Genomic DNA, 17,809 nt, shown 5'->3' with positions numbered 1-17,809 from the left:
TCAAAGGCATGAAACCTTGACGGCGAAGGCACGGATACGCAACGACAGACCAACATCTTCAATTGCATATCCGTGCCTTTGCCGTCAACATTAACGATACGCTGCAAATGTACGGATAAGCGGCGTCTTCTCGCTATCCAACACCTTCAGCCGCAAAGCATGGAGCGACACAGGATCGAAACGTTCAATGCGTTTATGCCCGATGCACGTACCCGAAGCCAGAACCTTCCAGCCGTCTGAAGTCAATCCCTCTATTTCATATGCACGGACACGTTCGCCCTGGCGGATATCTTCCTGCAAGACAATGCGCGTTATCTGCTGTGCCTCATCAAATGCCATTTCCAACATATCACTTTTTCCCGAAACAGCCTTTAGCGGCATGCCGTATGTTTCTTTTATCCACTGTCCGAACTCCCTGATTCTCCGGACATCCGCATCCGGAAGCAATCCCCGGTTATCCGGTGTAAGTCCTATAATCAATGTGGAGTTATGGCCCACCGACTGCTCATACATCCGCTGCAAATCTTCCAAAGGATAAATGTGAGCCTCATCTCCCGGCTCCCAAAACCATTCGTGCCGTCCGTTGTAGCCGCGCAAAGGCGTGTCTGACATCGCCGGCATATAATGCTTTCCCTCAGGATCACCTGTCTTCAAAAGACGGTTGTTGTCTTTGAATATACAGTCCTGATTCTTTGCATGCGAATAAGGAAACGGATAGGTTCCCCAGCACGGATAAGGAACAGTTCCCGTTTCCGAACCGCCCCAGCGGATATCCGCCCGCTGCGTGTTGTGGTAAAAGATTATATTCTTCTGGTATTTTTCTACGACAGGCAATATGTCCGGTCCGCCCAGTTCCGGCCCATGACTTCCTCCGTCATACCATACAATCGCCAAATCTCCATAACGGGACATCAGTTCCCGGGTCATCCCTTCACACATACGGTTGTAGAACTCCTGACGGTTGCGCTGAAAATCCGTTCCGTCCTGAGGCATAAGAAAGTCATGCACCCCTAGAAAAGAGTTCCAGCGGATACCGATATATACGCCCGGAAGAACGCCATACTTGCGGCACGAACGCACAAAATCCCGCACGATATCCCCTTTTCCGTCGCGCCATCTCACCGCCTTCAGGCAATAGGGATTCACGTCCGACTGATACAGCGCAAAACCGGTTTCGTGCGTAGCGGTCAGAATGGCAATTTTCGCGCCCATTTCCCGCGCTGCCTTTATCCACTGGTCTGTGTCCAGTTTCTCCGGATTAAATATATTCACATCGCTTATCGGAGTAATGCGGTTTTGCGTCTGCACGTATTTTGCCGTATCAAACACATGCAAATCATAATGAAAAACCGCCACCAGTTCAGCATCCTGCCAAACAACCTGCGCCCGTGTCGGAACCGGCACTTCCCTGTCTGAAGATTCAGCCTTTACGGAAAGGAAGCATCCCAAAAACAGCAGACTTATTTTCCAAAATTTATTCATCCTCATAGGCATTGACTTTTACAAAGATAATGATTCTTCCCTATCATGCAAACAAAAAAAGGCAATCAATCCCTCTGTCTTCAGCCTGAAGACATATATCTTTAAACTGAAAATATATATATATATCTAGCCTAGAGATACAAATCTCCAGACTAGAGATAAAGTTTGCAGAAGGCTGAAAGATGCACGCCAACAGCCCAAATGAATGTTTCTTCATAGACATGCCTGCCACTCAAGACGCCGCATGCTTCCAGCCTGTTGTCCAGATATTGTATTTTTCCCAGACTTTCAGATACACATGCGCATCGTCGCTATATCTCCAGCCGTTTTTATCCACAACAGATGCCCAACATGAAGATTCCGTCTGGCAGACATACAAAAAATAAGGCGCAGAAGCTTGCCACATCTACGCCTTTAAAATACTTACAGACAATTTTCTCCTTAAAATTCAATAATCAATGATTTGCGCGGGGAAAGCGTCAGGTTCTGGGAGAAGTCAATCATCTTTCCAGTAGACAGTTCTTTACCCATTTTAGAATCCTTGGTCAGAGGCTTGTAGTACTCAGCAGAGAGAATCTGTTCGTGGTCTGTACTGTTCAGTACAATCATTCCAGTTTTTCCGTCACGCATACGAGCGTACATGTATATTCCCTGTTGGGGAATATGATATTTAACCGTTTTGTTTTCTGTCATTTGTTGTTTAGTTTGGTTTTGTGTTGCAAATATAACCCCCTGATCAATACAATGACTTGGAGAAACAGCAAAAAGCATGCATTTATCCGCTTTTCATGATTTATATCAAGAAATGCATACAAAATGCAAAAAAACAGATTCATACGGATACGGCAAATCCGCATGAATCTGAATCAAAATTCAATATATTGATTATCAATACACTTCCACTTTTGCAGCCAGCGACTTGCATTTGCCTCGCAAAGCATCGAGGTCGCTTCCTACCTTATCATAGCATACAACGACACCCATACGGCGGTTCAAACGCGTAGACGGTTTGCCGAATATACGCAAATAGGTGCCGGGCTGAGAGCAAACCAGCTCTTCTCCCTTATACCGGGGAGCATCTTTACTTGATATAGGCGAAAGAATCACCGCACTGGCTCCGATATGCTCCAACGCAATGCCCGGAATAGGCAAGCCCAAAACCGCATAAAGGTGCAGTTCAAACTCGTTGAGGTTCTGCGTGTTCGCAAGCGTCACCATACCTGTGTCGTGCGGGCGAGGAGACAATTCGGAAAAATACACACCGTTCTCATGGCTCAGGAAAAACTCAACGCCCCACAGTCCGTAACCAGTCAGCGCCTCTGTCACTTTGGCAGCCATGCGCTGCGCTTCGGCCAGATGCTCCGGAGCGATGCGTGCCGGCTGGAAGCTTTCGCGGTAGTCGCCCCCTTTCTGCACATGTCCGATGGGAGGACAAAACAACGTAGGCCCGTTTTTCTGGGTAACGGTAAGCAAAGTTATCTCACTGTCGAATTGAATGAATTCCTCCACGATCAGTTCTTTGATATCCCCACGGCTTCCATGGCATCCGTAGTCCCAGGAATACTGCAAGTCTTCAGGCCCCTTCGCAACCGACTGGCCTTTTCCTGACGATGACATCAACGGCTTGATGACACACGGATAGCCGATTTTTTCAGCGGCTTCTTTCAGTTCTTCAAATGAAGTGGCATAGAAGTAGCGGGCAGTTTTCAGTCCCAGTTCTTTGGCTGCCAGATCACGGATTGCCTTGCGGTTCATCGTATAGTTTACGGCACGCGCACTCGGCACCACCTGAATGCCTTCCTTTTCCAGATGGTAAAGGCGTTCGGTGCGGATAGCCTCAATCTCAGGAACAATGATGTCAGGGCGGTATTTGGCGACCACACGGTCCAGCGCTTCTCCGTCCAGCATACTGAAGACTTCACATGCATCGGCCACCTGCATGGCAGGCGCGTTTTCATACGAATCGCACGCAATCACGTATTGTCCCAGACGTTTGGCGGCTATTACAAACTCCTTGCCCAACTCTCCGGATCCCAGCAAAAGTATTTTTTTAGTCATAATGAATTGATTTTATACGTCGCTCAAAGATAACACTTTTATTTCAACCATGATGCACAATGCTCCGGTTTTCATTTTGCCGGCTCGCCCTGCGCATGCTCAAGCGTCAGAACCGGATACCCGTTTCCGTCCAGCAGCACCAGCGTGCCTTCTTCTTCGCCGCGGTCAAAGGCGCGCACTTTATCCAAAGCCTGCAGAATGCTTTGCTCTGTGTCCATGTTCGGACATGCCATCATGGTAGAAATCATCTGCGAAAAGCGCAGCGAAACGGGCTTTCCCTCTTCTTGCGAAAAGCTTCCGTTGATAACATTGCAGCTGGCATTGCCGTGTACACGCTTAGCTTCCAGGTCAAAGTTGAGTTCGGGAGTACGTTCCACTTCACCTACAGCCATCTGACCTATACTTGAAATAACCCATCTGCCTGCCAAGTCGTCCAGTGTCACCGCCGGCTTCACGCGCTTCTGCAACGTCATCACAGCTTTTCCTCCGGCATCCTTAAGTTCAACCGTATCTCCCGTATGCGAAAATCCGGCCACATTGCCCAGTGCTTCCAGCACATTCTGCTCCAGCGTCATGTCGGGACACATCATCCGCGTTGCAGCCACTTGACTGAAATTCATCTTCCCAGCCTTCAGCGAATCCACATGATATGCTCCCATCAGTCTGTTGCATCCGGCATGTCCGTACACCCGGCCCGTTTTCTGGTCAAAGCCGATGTAAGGAGCTTCTTCCGCGTCTACGGCTTCTCCCTTTACACTCACGATATCCCATTCTCCTGAAAAGTCCATAACCGAAACGGTTTTTTTGCTGGTTCCGCAACTTACCATACACAATACTGCGAAAGCAGCCGCACATAACATTATTTTCTTCATAATCTTCAGAATTTAAATTAAAGGAACATTTCCCTTTTAATGATTGTTCATATGCAAAAATACGGATATATTCTGAATACTGCACAGCAGTTTGGAATTATTTGTTATCTTTGCATATTGAACGGTAACGTTTACCGGGCATAAAATCTAACACAAAAGAATGAGTAAAGTATTGATCATCGGTGCAGGCGGTGTAGGTACCGTTGTTGCACACAAAGTGGCTCAGCATCCTGAAGTTTTCACCGAAATCATGATTGCCAGCCGCACCCAATCAAAATGTGACGCGATTGTGAAGGCAATCGGTAACCCTGCCATCAAAACAGCCAAAGTAGACGCGGACAACGTAGACGAACTGGTGGCTTTATTCAACAGTTTCAAACCCGAAATCGTTATTAACGTAGCTCTGCCTTATCAGGATCTTACCATCATGGAGGCATGCCTGAAAAGCGGAGTAAACTACCTGGACACCGCCAACTATGAACCGAAAGACGTGGCTCATTTCGAATACAGCTGGCAATGGGCCTACAAAAAACGGTTCGAAGATGCCGGACTTACTGCCATTCTAGGCTGCGGGTTCGATCCGGGAGTGAGCGGCGTATACACAGCTTATGCAGCAAAACATCACTTCGACGAAATACAATATCTGGACATTGTGGACTGCAATGCGGGAAATCACCACAAGGCATTTGCCACAAACTTCAATCCGGAAATCAATATCCGCGAAATCACTCAGAACGGACGCTATTATGAAAACGGGCAATGGGTTACCACCCGGCCGCTGGAGTTCCACAAGCCACTGACTTACCCGAACATCGGCCCGCGCGATTCTTACCTGCTTTACCACGAAGAGCTGGAATCGCTGGTGAAAAACTTCCCCACCATCAAGCGCGCACGCTTCTGGATGACTTTCGGACAAGAATACCTGACTCACCTGCGTGTCATTCAGGATATCGGCATGGCAAGCATCGAGCCAATAAACTACAACGGCATGGAAATCGTTCCGCTGCAGTTCCTGAAAGCCGTATTGCCCAACCCGCAGGATCTGGGTGAAAACTACGAAGGCGAAACATCCATCGGCTGCCGCATCCGCGGTATCAAGGACGGCAAAGAGCGCACCTACTATGTATACAACAACTGCTCGCATCAGGCTGCATACAAGGAAACCGGCATGCAAGGAGTAAGCTACACGACCGGAGTTCCGGCCATGATCGGTGCAATGATGTTCCTGAAGGGACTCTGGAAACGTCCGGGCGTATGGAATGTGGAAGAGTTCGATCCGGATCCGTTTATGGAAGAACTGAACAAGAACGGTCTGCCGTGGCATGAAGTGTTCGACGGTGACCTGGAACTGTAATACGAAACAAGGGGTGAGATCATCACCCCGCTTTTTAACTGTCAATTATCCATTATCAACTTTTTTATCGTGAACATAGGAGATAAAGCACCCGAAATTCTCGGAATGAACGAGAACGGGGAAGAAATACACTTGAGCAACTATAAAGGAAAAAAGATTGTGCTCTATTTTTATCCGAAAGACATGACTTCGGGGTGTACGGCACAGGCCTGCAACCTCCGCGACAATTATGACGAACTGCGCAAAGCCGGCTATGAGGTGATCGGAGTAAGCATCAACGATGCAAAATCGCACCAGAAATTCATCGAAAAGAACCAGCTTCCCTTCACGCTCATCGCAGACACAGAGCATAAACTGACCGAAGAGTTCGGCGCATGGGGCGAAAAAAGCATGTACGGACGCAAATACATGGGTACATTCCGCACAACATTTATTATTAATGAAGACGGCATCATCGAGCGCATCATTTCGCCCAAAGAAGTGAAGACAAAAGACCATGCCGCACAAATACTGAAATAGCATTATGGGAAAGAAAGACGAACTTGAATTTGAGGGGGGCGTAGAAAAACCTTCAAAACCGGATAACAGCGAAAAGCTGAAGGCACTTCAGGCGGCCATGGACAAAATTGAGAAGAACTTCGGAAAAGGATCGATAATGAAAATGGGCGACGACCACGTGCAGGAAGTGGAAGTGATTCCCACCGGATCCATCGCGCTGAATGCGGCATTGGGTGTAGGAGGCTATCCGCGAGGCCGCATAATCGAAATCTACGGACCGGAATCCTCCGGTAAAACAACATTGGCCATCCATGCGATCGCTGAAGCGCAAAAGACGGGAGGCATAGCGGCCTTCATTGACGCGGAACATGCGTTCGACCGCTTCTATGCCGCCAAACTGGGTGTGGACATCGACAACCTCTGGATTTCTCAGCCGGACAACGGCGAACAGGCACTCGAAATCGCCGAACAGCTGATACGCTCATCTGCCATCGACATCATCGTTATAGACTCGGTGGCTGCGCTGACTCCCAAAGCCGAAATCGAAGGCGATATGGGGGACAACAAGGTAGGGCTTCAGGCACGCCTGATGTCACAGGCTCTCCGGAAGCTGACTTCCGCCATCAGCAAGACAAACACGACGTGCATCTTCATCAACCAATTGCGCGAAAAGATAGGTGTCATGTTCGGCAATCCCGAAACGACCACCGGAGGAAACGCGCTAAAGTTCTACGCTTCCGTGCGTCTTGATATCCGCCGCACCTCGCAATTGAAAGACGGAGATGAAGTTATCGGCAATCAAGTGCGCGTAAAAGTAGTGAAGAACAAAGTGGCTCCTCCTTTCCGCAAAGCCGAATTTGACATCATGTTCGGTGAAGGTATTTCCCGCAGCGGAGAAATCATCGACCTGGGAGCCGAACTGGGAATCATCAAGAAAAGCGGTTCATGGTACAGCTACAACGACACTAAACTGGGACAAGGACGCGATGCCGCCAAACAGTGCATCCAGGACAATCCTGAATTGGCAGACGAGCTGGAAGGACTGATTTTCAACGAACTGAAAGACAAGGAAAACGAATAAGCCCGACAGCGGGACATCAGAATGCAACACCATAAAAGCCATGCCGGGAATCATTTTCCGCATGGCTTTTTCTGTACGATGAAAACACTCTCCGACAAACACTCCGCAAGCATTTTCTTTCAAAGAAATTAGAAAAAGAAAAAATAATGTCCTATATTTACAGACTGAAAGAAAATGACACCATAAAACAAGACACTATTATGAAACTGAAAACATTGTTCACCATAGCTTTCTGCTTCGCGGCCATAACCGCATTTGCACAAAAGACTGCTCCCATACCTTTTCGCTTTGCAACCCGGGCTGAAGCGCAAATGCTGATAACAGATATAGACGAATATACAAGCGGATGGAATCAGTTTGACATCAACGTGCGCCTGAATACAGACCAGGGAAGAAAATCCAAACTGCTGGCCTTTGCCATGAACCAGACATTGAACTGGAGCGACAAGGACAAAGAACGCATATCAAAAAGCATCAAAACGCTCGATGCGGAAATAAAGAAACAGAAGATCGTGCTTGATTTCCCGAAAGAGCTGGTTTTCATCAAGACAACCATGAAGGAGGAGGGAAACGCCAGCGCATACACACGCAATAATTGGATAGCCATAGGCGAAAAGCCGCTAAACGAACTGGACGATGCCAATCTGACTTACCTGATTGCGCACGAAATCTTCCACATCCTGACACGGAGCAGTCTGGATTTCAAGAAAGCTGCATACGAAACCATCGGATTCTCTGTCATGAACCGTGAAATCCTGTTTCCAACGGACATCATCGAAAAAAGGATATCCAACCCCGACGTCAACCGTTATGACAGCTACATCAAATTAACGGTCAACGGAAAACAGCAGAACTGCACAATGATGCTCTATGCCAACTCTCCGTATCAGGCAAATGCCGGGAAGACATTGTCCGACTATATGGAGGTGGGTCTGATTCCTCTCAACGAGCACTTCACTCCGATACAGCAGGACGGAAAAACCGTTGTATACAGCATCGGACAGGCAAGCGATTTCTACGATCAGGTAGGAAAAAACACCAATTACATCCTCAATCCGGAAGAGATTCTGGCAGAGCATTTCGCCTGCATCCTGACAGAAAGAAAAGATATCCCGTCGCCTGAAGTTGTCGGCAAGCTCAAGGAAGTCCTGCAAAAAAGCTACAAGAAATAAAAGCCGCATCATCCAGAGTTCTTCAAAAGGACATCTGCCTGTAAAATAGCATGAACGCAGATTCACAAAGAGATTGACCCCTTATGAATCTGCGTTCAACGCATAGCGCATTACGCTCCATACCATCCGGCCGTTTATTTCTTCGATTTCTTATAATCCTTTTCAATGGCCAAGGCTATCCAGTTAGCCAAAGCCTGCCTGTTGTCAGCAATGACCAGACGTTTCTGGTCGCGTGCATTCTGTATATTTCCCACCTCAAGGAAAACAGCCACGGGAATTGTGTTGCGGAGCACATACAAGTCACGCCCGCTTACAGTGCCGTCGAAGCCACGGTTAGGCTGGTGCCGGTCGTACTTCGCTCTGAACGTCCGCTGAATCTCTTTCGCCAACCGCTTTCCATAGGTGCTGCCCGGAGCATGATAAAAGAACACATCCGTCTGATCACCGCGCGAACGGCTGTCAACATGAACGAACACGCATCTTTTATAACGGCTCTTGTCCTTGCGTGACAAGCGGTTCAGCGCATCACACCGCTGCTTCAGACGCTCAACCTGATTCAACGGTATCGGTTTCCCAAGACAGGTTTCCCTTTTGCTGTTATTCAGTATCTCCTGGTCACGAATGCCGTCTTTCGCATCCTGAATGATGAAATGCACCTTCGCCCCCCTGCGCAACAGCTCTCTCCCCAGTCGGAGAATGATGTCATAAGCATATTCATCCTCGTGAAGTTCCTTTCCTCTGTATTTTCCGATGCATCCCGGATCCGGTCCGCCATGCCCGCTTCCCAAATAGAACACAGCTCCCTCCAATGAATTCGAAACCTTTCCATAAGAAGCGTATTTCTTCCCGAACAGCGGTTCGTAATTCTTCTTTTTCTTCTGTGCTGAAAGAGGAAAAGCTATCAGAAAGCACAAAAGAAAAGCCACATAGCACTTCATCCCTCTCATTTCAACAGTTCATCAATCTTCTTGCACAAAGCGGCAAACTCATCTTCATTATACAGACGGGTCATCAAGACAATCTTTCCGTCTTTATCTATCAGAACATTCCTTGTTATCCCGGCGTTCCGCTCCGCATAAAGCGCAAAGATGTCCGCTCCCGGATCCAGCCCCAACGGATAAGTCACTCCCGTCTGTTTGGCAAATGCCTTCACACGCTCCAACGGTTCGTCGCGGTCGATTCCGTACAAAGCAAACGAAGCATTATCCTTGTGCTTCTGCCAAATATCCTTTTCGATAAAAGGCATCTCCTTACGGCACACCCCGCACCAGCTGGCCGTAAACTGAAGCATCACTACCTTACCGCGCAAATCTGAAAGCTTCACCTTCTGTCCGTCAGTCAGCGTCATCTCAAAATCCGGAGCTGCGTCGCCCAACTTCACAATATAACCGGCAGCATCAGAAGCATTCTGCGCCGAAACATTTAAACAGAAGCAAGCAGCCAAAACTAAAAGAAAAATACATTTTTTCATGTCGTAACAATTTATTTTCACGCCAAAGATACAAAACTTTTGGAACTCATTCATATCTTCTCCTTCCACCGAAGAGTAAAAAACGCAGATGTTCAGGATATTGTTCTTTTCTTTCTGATACTTAAACGCCTCCATTTGTTTATTTTTTCAACAAATAACATTATATTTGCAGAAATTGAAAAACAATCTTTCACCATCATTCAACTGACAGATAAAAACACACAATTATGGATTACACAAATATTATAGGAGAAAAAATCAAATCGCTGAGAACAACAAAAGAAATAAGCATCAATGAATTGTCGGAAAGTACGGGACTGAGCGTCGAACAGATCAAGCGCATCGAAGACAATACAGACATTCCGTCGCTTGCCCCGCTCATCAAAATAGCAAGGGCGCTGGGTGTACGGCTCGGCACATTCCTTGATGACCAGCCCAACGAAGAGGGACCTGTCGTGTGCAGGAAAGGAGAAGCTGACGACACCATCAGCTTTTCGAACAATGCATCCGACGCACGCCACCACATGCACTATCATTCGCTTTCAAGAGCCAAAAGCGACCGGCACATGGATCCGTTTATCATAGACATCGATGAAAGCGGCAACAACGAATTCAGCCTATCGGCGCACGAGGGAGAAGAATTCATCATGGTATTGAAAGGGAAACTTGAAGTTGAATACGGCAAGAAAAAATACCTGCTGGATGAAGGGGATACAATTTATTATGACTCAATTGTACCTCATCACGTGCATGCCTATGAAGGCAAAGCCGCACGTATCCTTGCTGTCGTTTACACCCCCATCGAACTTTAAAAAACAGACCGCTATGCCGCAATTATATGAAAGGACACTGGGAGAATGGCTGGAACATTGGGCAGAAACCACTCCCGACAAAGAATATCTCGTATACTCCGACCGTAACCTGCGCTTCACATGGAAACAGTTTAACCAGCGTGTAGACAACATGGCGAAAGGACTGCTTGCTATCGGAGTGCAAAAAGGTACACACGTAGGCATCTGGGCAGGAAATGTCCCCGACTGGCTGACATTTCTTTATGCCTGCGCCAAGATCGGCGCAGTGGCCGTAACTGTAAATACGAGCTACAAGCAGGCTGAATTGGAATACCTTTGCGAAAACTCCGACATGCACACACTCTGCATCGTCAATGGAGAGAAAGACAGCAACTATGTGGAGATGACATACAAGATGCTTCCCGAACTGAAAACGTTTGAGCGGGGACGGATGAAAAGCAAACGCTTCCCGCACATGAGAAACGTCATTTACATCGGACAGGAAAAGTATCGGGGCATGTATAATACCGCCGAAATTCTGCTCCTCGGGAACAATGTGGACGACGAAGAACTGGCCAAAGCAAAAAAGGAAGTGAACTGCCACGATACGGTCAACATGCAATACACTTCAGGAACCACCGGATTCCCGAAAGGCGTCATGCTCACACATTATAACATCGCCAACAACGGCTTTCTGACAGGCGAACACATGAAGTTTACATCCGATGACAAACTGTGTGTCTGCGTGCCCCTTTTCCATTGCTTCGGCGTGGTGCTGGCAACAATGAACTGCCTCACCCACGGGTGTACGGAAGTAATGGTTGAAAAATTCGACCCGCTGCTTGTGCTGGCATCTGTACACAAAGAACGGTGTACGGCTCTCTATGGCGTACCCACCATGTTCATCGCAGAACTGAACCATCCCATGTTTTCGATGTTCGACTTAAGCAGCCTGCGTACCGGCATCATGGCCGGCTCGCTTTGCCCGGTGGAGCTGATGAAACAAGTGGAAGAAAAAATGTTCATGAAAGTAACCAGCGTATACGGTCTTACCGAAACCTCTCCGGGAATGACGCACAGCCGCATTGACGATGACCCGGAAGTACGCTACAACACTGTAGGCCATGAATTTGAATTTACGGAAGTTAAAGTCATCGATCCCGAAACGGGCGAAGAATGTCCGGTTGGAGTACAGGGAGAAATGTGCAACCGGGGATACAACACCATGAAAGGATATTACAAGAATCCGGAAGCTACGGCAGAAGTCATAGACAAAAACGGATTCCTGCACTCCGGCGACTTAGGCGTAAAAGACGAGAACGGCAACTTCCGTATCACAGGCCGCATCAAAGACATGATTATCCGCGGAGGCGAAAACATCTATCCGCGGGAAATCGAGGAGTTCCTCTATCAGATGCCGGGCATAAAAGACGTGCAGGTAGCCGGAGTCCCGTCAAAGAAATACGGTGAAGCTGTAGGAGCGTTCATCATTCTCCACGAAGGATATACGATGAACGAATTTGACGTCCGCGAGTTCTGCCAAGGAAAAATCGCCCGCTACAAGATTCCCAAATATATATTCTTCGTCAAAGAATTCCCGATGACAGGAAGCGGAAAAATTCAGAAGTTCAAGTTGAAAGACCTGAGCCTCCAGCTTTGCAAAGAACAGGGAATCGAAATTATCTGACAACAACCACATAAAAGAGAATGCTTCCATCCGTCAGGCATCAAAGCGGATGTATGGAAGCATTCTTTATGCACGAACCGCTCTTATGCGACTCCAAGCAGTTCTATATCAAAAATCAGGACAGAGCCTCCGGGGATGCCCGGCTGACTGAGTTTTCCATAACCCATCTCAGCAGGAATATATACCTCCCAACGGTCACCGACATGCATCTGCTGCAAAGCGATTATCCAACCTTCTATCAAATCGCTCAGACGGATAGCCAGAGGCACACTCCCGCGGCTGGAATCAAACTGCTTTCCGTCGATAGTCTGCCCTGTATAGTGAACGGTGACAATGCTCCGGGCCGACGGACTTTTGCCACTGGAATCTCCCGACGAAAGTACTTTATAAAAAACTCCTTTCGCCAAAGCATGTACTCCCTCTTCCTTTGATTTTTCAGCCAGCCAATCTTTATTGGCCTGTATGTATGTCTTCTTATCCATGACTTATCAAACCGTCAGTTCTTTTCCACCTTTACCAGTAACGTTTTCCCAGCTTGCTCTCCGTCCATCTTGAACGATTCCGACTTAACCAGCCCCACTCCTTCGGCATACCATTCATTTACCCTGAGCGTAGTGGTCTTCAAGATAATCTTCGTCCGCTTCAGGTATGAAATCTTCACACAATTGAATTTTCCGGCTCTCGTATTCACCTGCTCCGTTCCCATATACGAAGCGCCCGAAATGGTTACATCATTCTTCAGCATGTTGCGAATCCACTGGAACTTCCGGTCCGGAAGATTCTCCCCCGCTTCTGCCCCATCTTTTATGGAAAACGAATTGTCGCCCTTGAACTTCAGCTTTTCCGTCCATTCCAGGCGAGCCGCCGTATCATAGCGGGCAGGATCGGAATCCGAATCAACATAAGGCCCATACATCAAATCTTCCGTACAGGTCGAAACCGTCCCGTCATAAGTCCAGTTATATAATGTATAGCTTGTATTGTTTTTAGTTTTCACAGTCACGATCTTGTCGTAATAGCTCGCCTTCACCGTATTCCCCTCTTTGGTCACATTTTTCACCGTTATTTCCTCATCCGAGGTGCTCTGCCCCACTTCATCATAATTCACATAATGCAGTTTGGTACCTTCTGCCGTGCAGAAATATTGTGCCTGCGCCGCATGGCAGGCGAACACCCCGGCCAATAAAAACAAAATCTTTTTCATAATACAAATCCGTTTTGCAATAAAATGTGACGCAAACTTACGAATTTCTTTCTTTTTCTGCCTATCTTTGCACTTGAAAAACATTTAAATCAACTTATTATGGGTTTATTATCAGCTTTATTCGGAGAAAAAAAGCAGGAAAAAGACCAGCAGACTCCGGAAGAAAAACAGAACTTGAAGAATTTCGACATATTGAAATACGATGGCATCAGAGCGCGGAATATGGGCAAACTGGACTATGCCGTCAAATGTTTTGAAGAGGCTGCAGCACTGAACGAAGAACCGGAAACGTTGGGACTGCTAGCCAGTGCGTACTTGCAGGCAAACCGCACGGACGACGCCCGTACCACGCTCGACAGGCTGGTAGAAAAAGATCCGTCCAACATACAAAGCCTGCTTTCACTGGCAAGCGTATGCTATCTCCAGCAAGATTATGAAAGCATGGATACGGCCTGCCAGAAAGTGATCGCTGCAGATGACAAAAACGCGCAAGCCTATTTCCTCGCAGCACGTGCCGCCAAAGGACTGAACAATGACCTGAATGCCATTGTAATGCTCACCAAGGCCATCGCGCTCAACGAAACATTCGTACAAGCCTACCAACTGCGCGCCGAAGTGCTTTGGAGCATGCGGCAAGCAAGCGAAGCAACGGACGACCTCAACCGTATCCTGTCGCTGAATCCCGACGATGAAGACGCTCTGCTGCTGAAAGGGAGAATCGAAGCGGCTCTCGCCCACACAGAAGAAGCCTGCAAATGTTTCGACAAAGTAATGGAAGTCAACCCGTTCAACGAAACGGCCTATCTGCTGAAAGGAGAAATGCTGAACGAACAGAAGAAACTGACGGAAGCAGAAGCTCTCTACACAGAAGCTATCGACCTGATGCCGGATAAAGCCGTCTTCTATCAGGAAAGAGGACGTATCCGACTGCTCAGCGGAAACAAGGCCGGAGCAACGGACGACATGAAGAAAGCCATCGAAATCGCCCCGGAAAAGGAAGAGCAAATCTCTGGAAATTTCAGCAACTTCGGAAACAGCGGACTGCAAACGGGAATATACTGACCGGAAAAGTATCTCCGCACACCATAAAACACTTTTTAAGCCGGTACGTTCATGTGGTCCGTATCCGGCTTTTGTTTTTCAGAATATGCCCGTACAAGATGTACATCCGCCCCTTCAGTTTTATGCTCCAGCACCTGGACTGTATAGTCCAAAGGCTGGAACATAGAATCGGCCGCGGCATCTAAAGGATATATTCCTGCTAAAACAGACGGATGAAATAAGTGGCGAAAGTTCGCGTCCTGTATTTATTCTTTACAGGGCCGCACGCCATGACCCGCACTTCTGCTAAAATTATCCAACGGCAATACCCGATAATTGGTATGGAGAGTAAGATTGTGGGAATATCTGGAGCCGACAGAGGCTGCCGACCAAGTATGCCCCAACATACCTGTTGCCGATACGTTTCCTCCTGATGCCAGCCGCTCCCCCGTTATGGGAAAGAAAATCGTTCCTCCCGTCTTGTTCGGTCCGCAGTAAAAATTCCACCCTAGCTGGCTGCTATCCCATTCACCGTTATATTCCGCAGCATTATTGGTAACGTTTTTACCCGTTGTAGTGAATCCCGTAAAGGCATTGCTTGGCGGCAGTGAAAAACCTGCCGGACAGGGATCATACACGGTTTTTATCACTGGAGTGTCGTTATAGGTATTATTGTTGCCATAAGCATCAGAATCTGCATTCCATAAATTAACATACGCATTGTCTCCCCATAATTCTTTTTGCATAACGTCGGGTTTGCGGATGTAATTTTTGATACACTCGCTGCCGAACGGAAATGATTCTACCCCATGGCTGGCCGTAGAAGCAATCCCCTCTGCATTATACCATGTTTTATTGTTGCTGCCATAGCCGCTGGCTGGGCGCAGGGGATCTTTGCGTCCCCATTCATAGAAAGTACAGTTTCCGCGGGTAGAGGTGGTTGCAGCTGTTTGGTTGATGGTGATGACACGCGTCTGCCCGTGGGCACTGAATCGTATCCGGCAGGAGCGGGGTGCATAGCTGACTACTTCTTTTTCGCACCATCCCAATTGAACAGGCATCAATTCATAGGAAACATTCTGATGGTTGGTCACTCTGACGGTACGGAATACATCTTCGTCCGTTACCCAAATATGCCACGACCAGAGAATTGTATTCTGGCTGTCTTTAATGGCAATAAGGGCATTTCCCTGCCGGATGCTTTCTTTGCCTACTGTGAAAGAAATCGTACCGCCATTGGCTCCGCTGTTATATTTGATATCGGTTACCAGCGAAGGACCGTCCTGCCAGACCAGTTCGGCTTTTGCGGGGATGCAGCCTGCATTGTTAGCGATATAAGGGTCGGTTATGCCATTACCCAGATGATTGATGAACGGACTCAGCGCCCCCCTTATGGAAGCCTTAGAGGTGTATGCCACCTGGTTGGTCTGTCCGTTCTTGATGGCATTGCCATACACCAGAGGGAGCGAATATGTGCCCGGTGCATTTACCACGTAACAGTTTGCCGTATTTTCCACAGCTTTTCCCCCCGTGCTGTTCGACAGGTTGTAAGGAAGAGCTTTTGAGCCTTTCTCTGCCGTTGCCCGGAGAGCTGCCGTATGAGTGCTTTGAGATACGCCGGTCTGGACAGCGGCTGTAACCTCGAAAGGAACGGCCTCCTCGCTTCCTGTTCCACTTGCTGTAAATTGAGTGAGCCAGTCGGGTTTGGCGTCAGTCCATGTCACTCCGTTGTCAACAGAATATTGGGTTGACCATTCCACAGGCTCCGTCACTCCCTGATTGTTTTTCCGGTAGCTGGTAACGCTGTACGTCTGCGTGCCTCCCAAATAATTAAAAGACATGTTTCCGGAGGAAACCGCCAGTGTGTACTGCCAATTTATTGAAGTGCTTGAAAGCTGGTAAGTTACCGTCTTTCCTTTCTGCCACTCACTGTTTCCGATCTGTCCGGTAAGAATATTGTCGGTTATTCCATCATTGAATATTACCTCGATTACTGCCCCATCGGGTAAGGTCTGCGGAATCATCATGAAGGTTTGTTCCGGGGCAGTAATAACGGCATTGAGTGCTCCTGAAGTGGAACGGTTCAGTGTTTGCGAAAAGTTTTTCGGATTGCCTACATTGCTCCATGTGCCGGTTTCAAGATTATAAACTCCTGCCGAGTTTACACCTTTAAGCGTAACGCTCTTTACCGTGCCCGCCTTCATGTCACTGCCACATACAAACTTCACCGCCGTCAACGCATGGTGGAAGGTCAGATTGACCGCCGTATTGGTTCCGCCGCTGACTTCTCCCGATGCGGCTACCAGCAAATCCTGCTGTTCTGCTACATTGTCCGGAACCGTGCAGGCAATGGTTGGCGTACCCGCAGTTTGTCCCGAAAGCCGATAGGCGCTGGTATTCTGAGGCGCATAAGCAAAGAATTTCAATTTATAGGCACTGCCCGGCCAATAGTGTATAGAAGCAGGCACCCATAAACTGCCCGTTTTGCTCACCGATACATCATACATATAGCTCGAAGTTTGCGTATTGTTCCAACTGCCCGTATACGCGTAGGCGGAAATGCTGAATACATCATACATATTGCTCGTGGTAACGGGAGCAGAACGGGCAGACAGACCACTTTCAGGCAGGAAGGCAGATACTATGCTATCGGTGTAAAGCGTATGCAGATAGAAAGGTTTTGTGCCTTCTGTGTGCAGGGTGGAAACAGTAGAGCGCGTAGTCCCTCTGCCTTCATCTGCATCAAAGGAAACCCATGTATCCTGAATATCCGTTGTAAAGCTGATACGGTTCCCCTCATGAGATTGTTCCATTTGATCGGAACAGGAGGTCATAAAGACAGGTATTGCAAGTAATTGAATAATAATAGAATAGTGTCTAAATTTACGATTTGTCATACATGATAAATTATATACATTACATAATTTGTAAAAATAGGCATTAAAAAGCATTCCGGAAATGGTTTTCAATGTACATTTTATACAGTTACATAATTGATTAACAGCAATATGAATTTGTACTGCCATGTACACCGCTCGTTGCACCCCCTTTGCATGACTTGCGTTTGTCTGGTTTTTATGTGAAAAAGAGCACCAAAA

16 protein-coding genes are annotated in these 17,809 nt (G+C 47.7%); 7 read left to right on the top strand and 9 right to left on the bottom strand.

The annotated features are described in order from the left end of the window. Window positions 1-90: 90 nt before the first annotated feature. The 4 genes from QUW60_RS05205 to QUW60_RS05190 form a co-directional block, all read right to left on the bottom strand. Window positions 91-1,482: an alpha-L-fucosidase gene (locus QUW60_RS05205; protein WP_289558967.1), complete on the bottom strand. Its 1,392-nt coding sequence runs from the start codon at window positions 1,480-1,482 to the stop codon at window positions 91-93. 441 nt (window positions 1,483-1,923) lie between these two features. Next, window positions 1,924-2,175 (bottom strand): cyclomaltodextrinase C-terminal domain-containing protein, encoded by a 252-nt coding sequence (locus QUW60_RS05200; RefSeq protein ID WP_258339242.1) that lies wholly within the window; start codon window positions 2,173-2,175, stop codon window positions 1,924-1,926. A gap of 195 nt (window positions 2,176-2,370) precedes the next feature. Further along, window positions 2,371-3,540, bottom strand: coding sequence for a formate-dependent phosphoribosylglycinamide formyltransferase (gene purT, locus QUW60_RS05195; RefSeq protein ID WP_289558903.1), 1,170 nt, complete (start codon window positions 3,538-3,540; stop codon window positions 2,371-2,373). 71 nt (window positions 3,541-3,611) lie between these two features. Next, window positions 3,612-4,412 (bottom strand): META domain-containing protein, encoded by an 801-nt coding sequence (locus QUW60_RS05190; protein WP_289558901.1) that lies wholly within the window; start codon window positions 4,410-4,412, stop codon window positions 3,612-3,614. Between the two features lie 160 nt (window positions 4,413-4,572). Between QUW60_RS05190 and QUW60_RS05185 the strand changes: the two genes are divergently transcribed. The 4 genes from QUW60_RS05185 (at window position 4,573) to QUW60_RS05170 (ending at window position 8,517) form a co-directional block, all read left to right on the top strand. Next, entirely contained in the window at window positions 4,573-5,766 is a 1,194-nt protein-coding gene (locus tag QUW60_RS05185) for a saccharopine dehydrogenase family protein (protein WP_258339239.1), read from the top strand. A gap of 69 nt (window positions 5,767-5,835) precedes the next feature. Further along, entirely contained in the window at window positions 5,836-6,285 is a 450-nt protein-coding gene (gene bcp / locus QUW60_RS05180; protein WP_289558899.1) for a thioredoxin-dependent thiol peroxidase, read from the top strand. A gap of 4 nt (window positions 6,286-6,289) precedes the next feature. Next, window positions 6,290-7,345 (top strand): recombinase RecA, encoded by a 1,056-nt coding sequence (gene recA / locus QUW60_RS05175; RefSeq protein WP_258339237.1) that lies wholly within the window; start codon window positions 6,290-6,292, stop codon window positions 7,343-7,345. A 200-nt stretch (window positions 7,346-7,545) separates the two neighbouring features. After that, entirely contained in the window at window positions 7,546-8,517 is a 972-nt protein-coding gene (locus tag QUW60_RS05170) for a hypothetical protein (protein WP_289558896.1), read from the top strand. 134 nt (window positions 8,518-8,651) lie between these two features. Here the strand turns inward: QUW60_RS05170 and QUW60_RS05165 are convergent, their stop codons facing one another. Together QUW60_RS05165 and QUW60_RS05160 are read right to left on the bottom strand one after the other, a co-directional pair. Continuing rightward, on the bottom strand, window positions 8,652-9,464 hold the full coding sequence (locus QUW60_RS05165) for an N-acetylmuramoyl-L-alanine amidase family protein (RefSeq protein ID WP_289558894.1): 813 nt from the start codon (window positions 9,462-9,464) through the stop codon (window positions 8,652-8,654). Then, a complete protein-coding gene (locus QUW60_RS05160; protein ID WP_258337998.1) occupies window positions 9,461-9,988 on the bottom strand; it encodes a TlpA family protein disulfide reductase in 528 nt (175 codons plus the stop codon). The genes QUW60_RS05165 and QUW60_RS05160 overlap by 4 nt, the downstream gene beginning before the upstream one ends. 227 nt (window positions 9,989-10,215) lie before the next feature. Here QUW60_RS05160 and QUW60_RS05155 point away from each other — a divergent pair, with 227 nt between their 5' ends. Beyond that, a complete protein-coding gene (locus QUW60_RS05155; protein WP_258337999.1) occupies window positions 10,216-10,800 on the top strand; it encodes a helix-turn-helix domain-containing protein in 585 nt (194 codons plus the stop codon). A 13-nt stretch (window positions 10,801-10,813) separates the two neighbouring features. Continuing rightward, window positions 10,814-12,466: an AMP-binding protein gene (locus QUW60_RS05150; protein WP_258338000.1), complete on the top strand. Its 1,653-nt coding sequence runs from the start codon at window positions 10,814-10,816 to the stop codon at window positions 12,464-12,466. An 83-nt stretch (window positions 12,467-12,549) separates the two neighbouring features. Here QUW60_RS05150 and bamJ read toward each other — a convergent pair whose 3' ends face one another. Then, window positions 12,550-12,948 (bottom strand): BamJ family beta-barrel-assembly machinery protein, encoded by a 399-nt coding sequence (gene bamJ / locus QUW60_RS05145; protein ID WP_289558889.1) that lies wholly within the window; start codon window positions 12,946-12,948, stop codon window positions 12,550-12,552. A gap of 14 nt (window positions 12,949-12,962) precedes the next feature. Next, window positions 12,963-13,670 carry a TapB family protein gene (locus QUW60_RS05140; RefSeq protein ID WP_258338002.1) on the bottom strand — a complete coding sequence of 236 codons (708 nt, stop codon included), beginning with the start codon at window positions 13,668-13,670 and terminating at the stop codon, window positions 12,963-12,965. A 99-nt stretch (window positions 13,671-13,769) separates the two neighbouring features. Here QUW60_RS05140 and QUW60_RS05135 point away from each other — a divergent pair, with 99 nt between their 5' ends. Next, window positions 13,770-14,732, top strand: a complete 963-nt coding sequence (locus QUW60_RS05135; RefSeq protein WP_258338003.1) for a tetratricopeptide repeat protein — start codon at window positions 13,770-13,772, stop codon at window positions 14,730-14,732. Between the two features lie 245 nt (window positions 14,733-14,977). Here the strand turns inward: QUW60_RS05135 and QUW60_RS05130 are convergent, their stop codons facing one another. Further along, window positions 14,978-17,524, bottom strand: coding sequence for a fimbrillin family protein (locus QUW60_RS05130; protein WP_289558887.1), 2,547 nt, complete (start codon window positions 17,522-17,524; stop codon window positions 14,978-14,980). Between the last annotated feature and the right edge of the window lie 285 nt (window positions 17,525-17,809).

Source organism: Bacteroides gallinaceum, assembly GCF_030373775.1.
Taxonomy (GTDB): Bacteria; Bacteroidota; Bacteroidia; order Bacteroidales; family Bacteroidaceae; genus Phocaeicola; species Phocaeicola excrementipullorum.
Note: the sequence above shows the minus strand (reverse complement) of the source record. Positions and strands in the feature narration are given on the sequence as shown.

Excerpts from the sequence above, each read along its gene's own strand:
- QUW60_RS05205 (WP_289558967.1), bottom strand. The coding sequence starts at position 1,482 with ATGAATAAATTTTGGAAAATAAGTCTGCTGTTTTTGGGATGCTTCCTT.
- QUW60_RS05200 (WP_258339242.1), bottom strand. The coding sequence starts at position 2,175 with ATGACAGAAAACAAAACGGTTAAATATCATATTCCCCAACAGGGAATA.
- purT (WP_289558903.1), bottom strand. The coding sequence starts at position 3,540 with ATGACTAAAAAAATACTTTTGCTGGGATCCGGAGAGTTGGGCAAGGAG.
- QUW60_RS05190 (WP_289558901.1), bottom strand. The coding sequence starts at position 4,412 with ATGAAGAAAATAATGTTATGTGCGGCTGCTTTCGCAGTATTGTGTATG.
- QUW60_RS05185 (WP_258339239.1), top strand. The coding sequence starts at position 4,573 with ATGAGTAAAGTATTGATCATCGGTGCAGGCGGTGTAGGTACCGTTGTT.
- recA (WP_258339237.1), top strand. The coding sequence starts at position 6,290 with ATGGGAAAGAAAGACGAACTTGAATTTGAGGGGGGCGTAGAAAAACCT.
- QUW60_RS05170 (WP_289558896.1), top strand. The coding sequence starts at position 7,546 with ATGAAACTGAAAACATTGTTCACCATAGCTTTCTGCTTCGCGGCCATA.
- QUW60_RS05165 (WP_289558894.1), bottom strand. The coding sequence starts at position 9,464 with ATGAGAGGGATGAAGTGCTATGTGGCTTTTCTTTTGTGCTTTCTGATA.
- QUW60_RS05160 (WP_258337998.1), bottom strand. The coding sequence starts at position 9,988 with ATGAAAAAATGTATTTTTCTTTTAGTTTTGGCTGCTTGCTTCTGTTTA.
- QUW60_RS05155 (WP_258337999.1), top strand. The coding sequence starts at position 10,216 with ATGGATTACACAAATATTATAGGAGAAAAAATCAAATCGCTGAGAACA.
- QUW60_RS05150 (WP_258338000.1), top strand. The coding sequence starts at position 10,814 with ATGCCGCAATTATATGAAAGGACACTGGGAGAATGGCTGGAACATTGG.
- bamJ (WP_289558889.1), bottom strand. The coding sequence starts at position 12,948 with ATGGATAAGAAGACATACATACAGGCCAATAAAGATTGGCTGGCTGAA.
- QUW60_RS05140 (WP_258338002.1), bottom strand. The coding sequence starts at position 13,670 with ATGAAAAAGATTTTGTTTTTATTGGCCGGGGTGTTCGCCTGCCATGCG.
- QUW60_RS05135 (WP_258338003.1), top strand. The coding sequence starts at position 13,770 with ATGGGTTTATTATCAGCTTTATTCGGAGAAAAAAAGCAGGAAAAAGAC.
- QUW60_RS05130 (WP_289558887.1), bottom strand. The coding sequence starts at position 17,524 with ATGGAACAATCTCATGAGGGGAACCGTATCAGCTTTACAACGGATATT.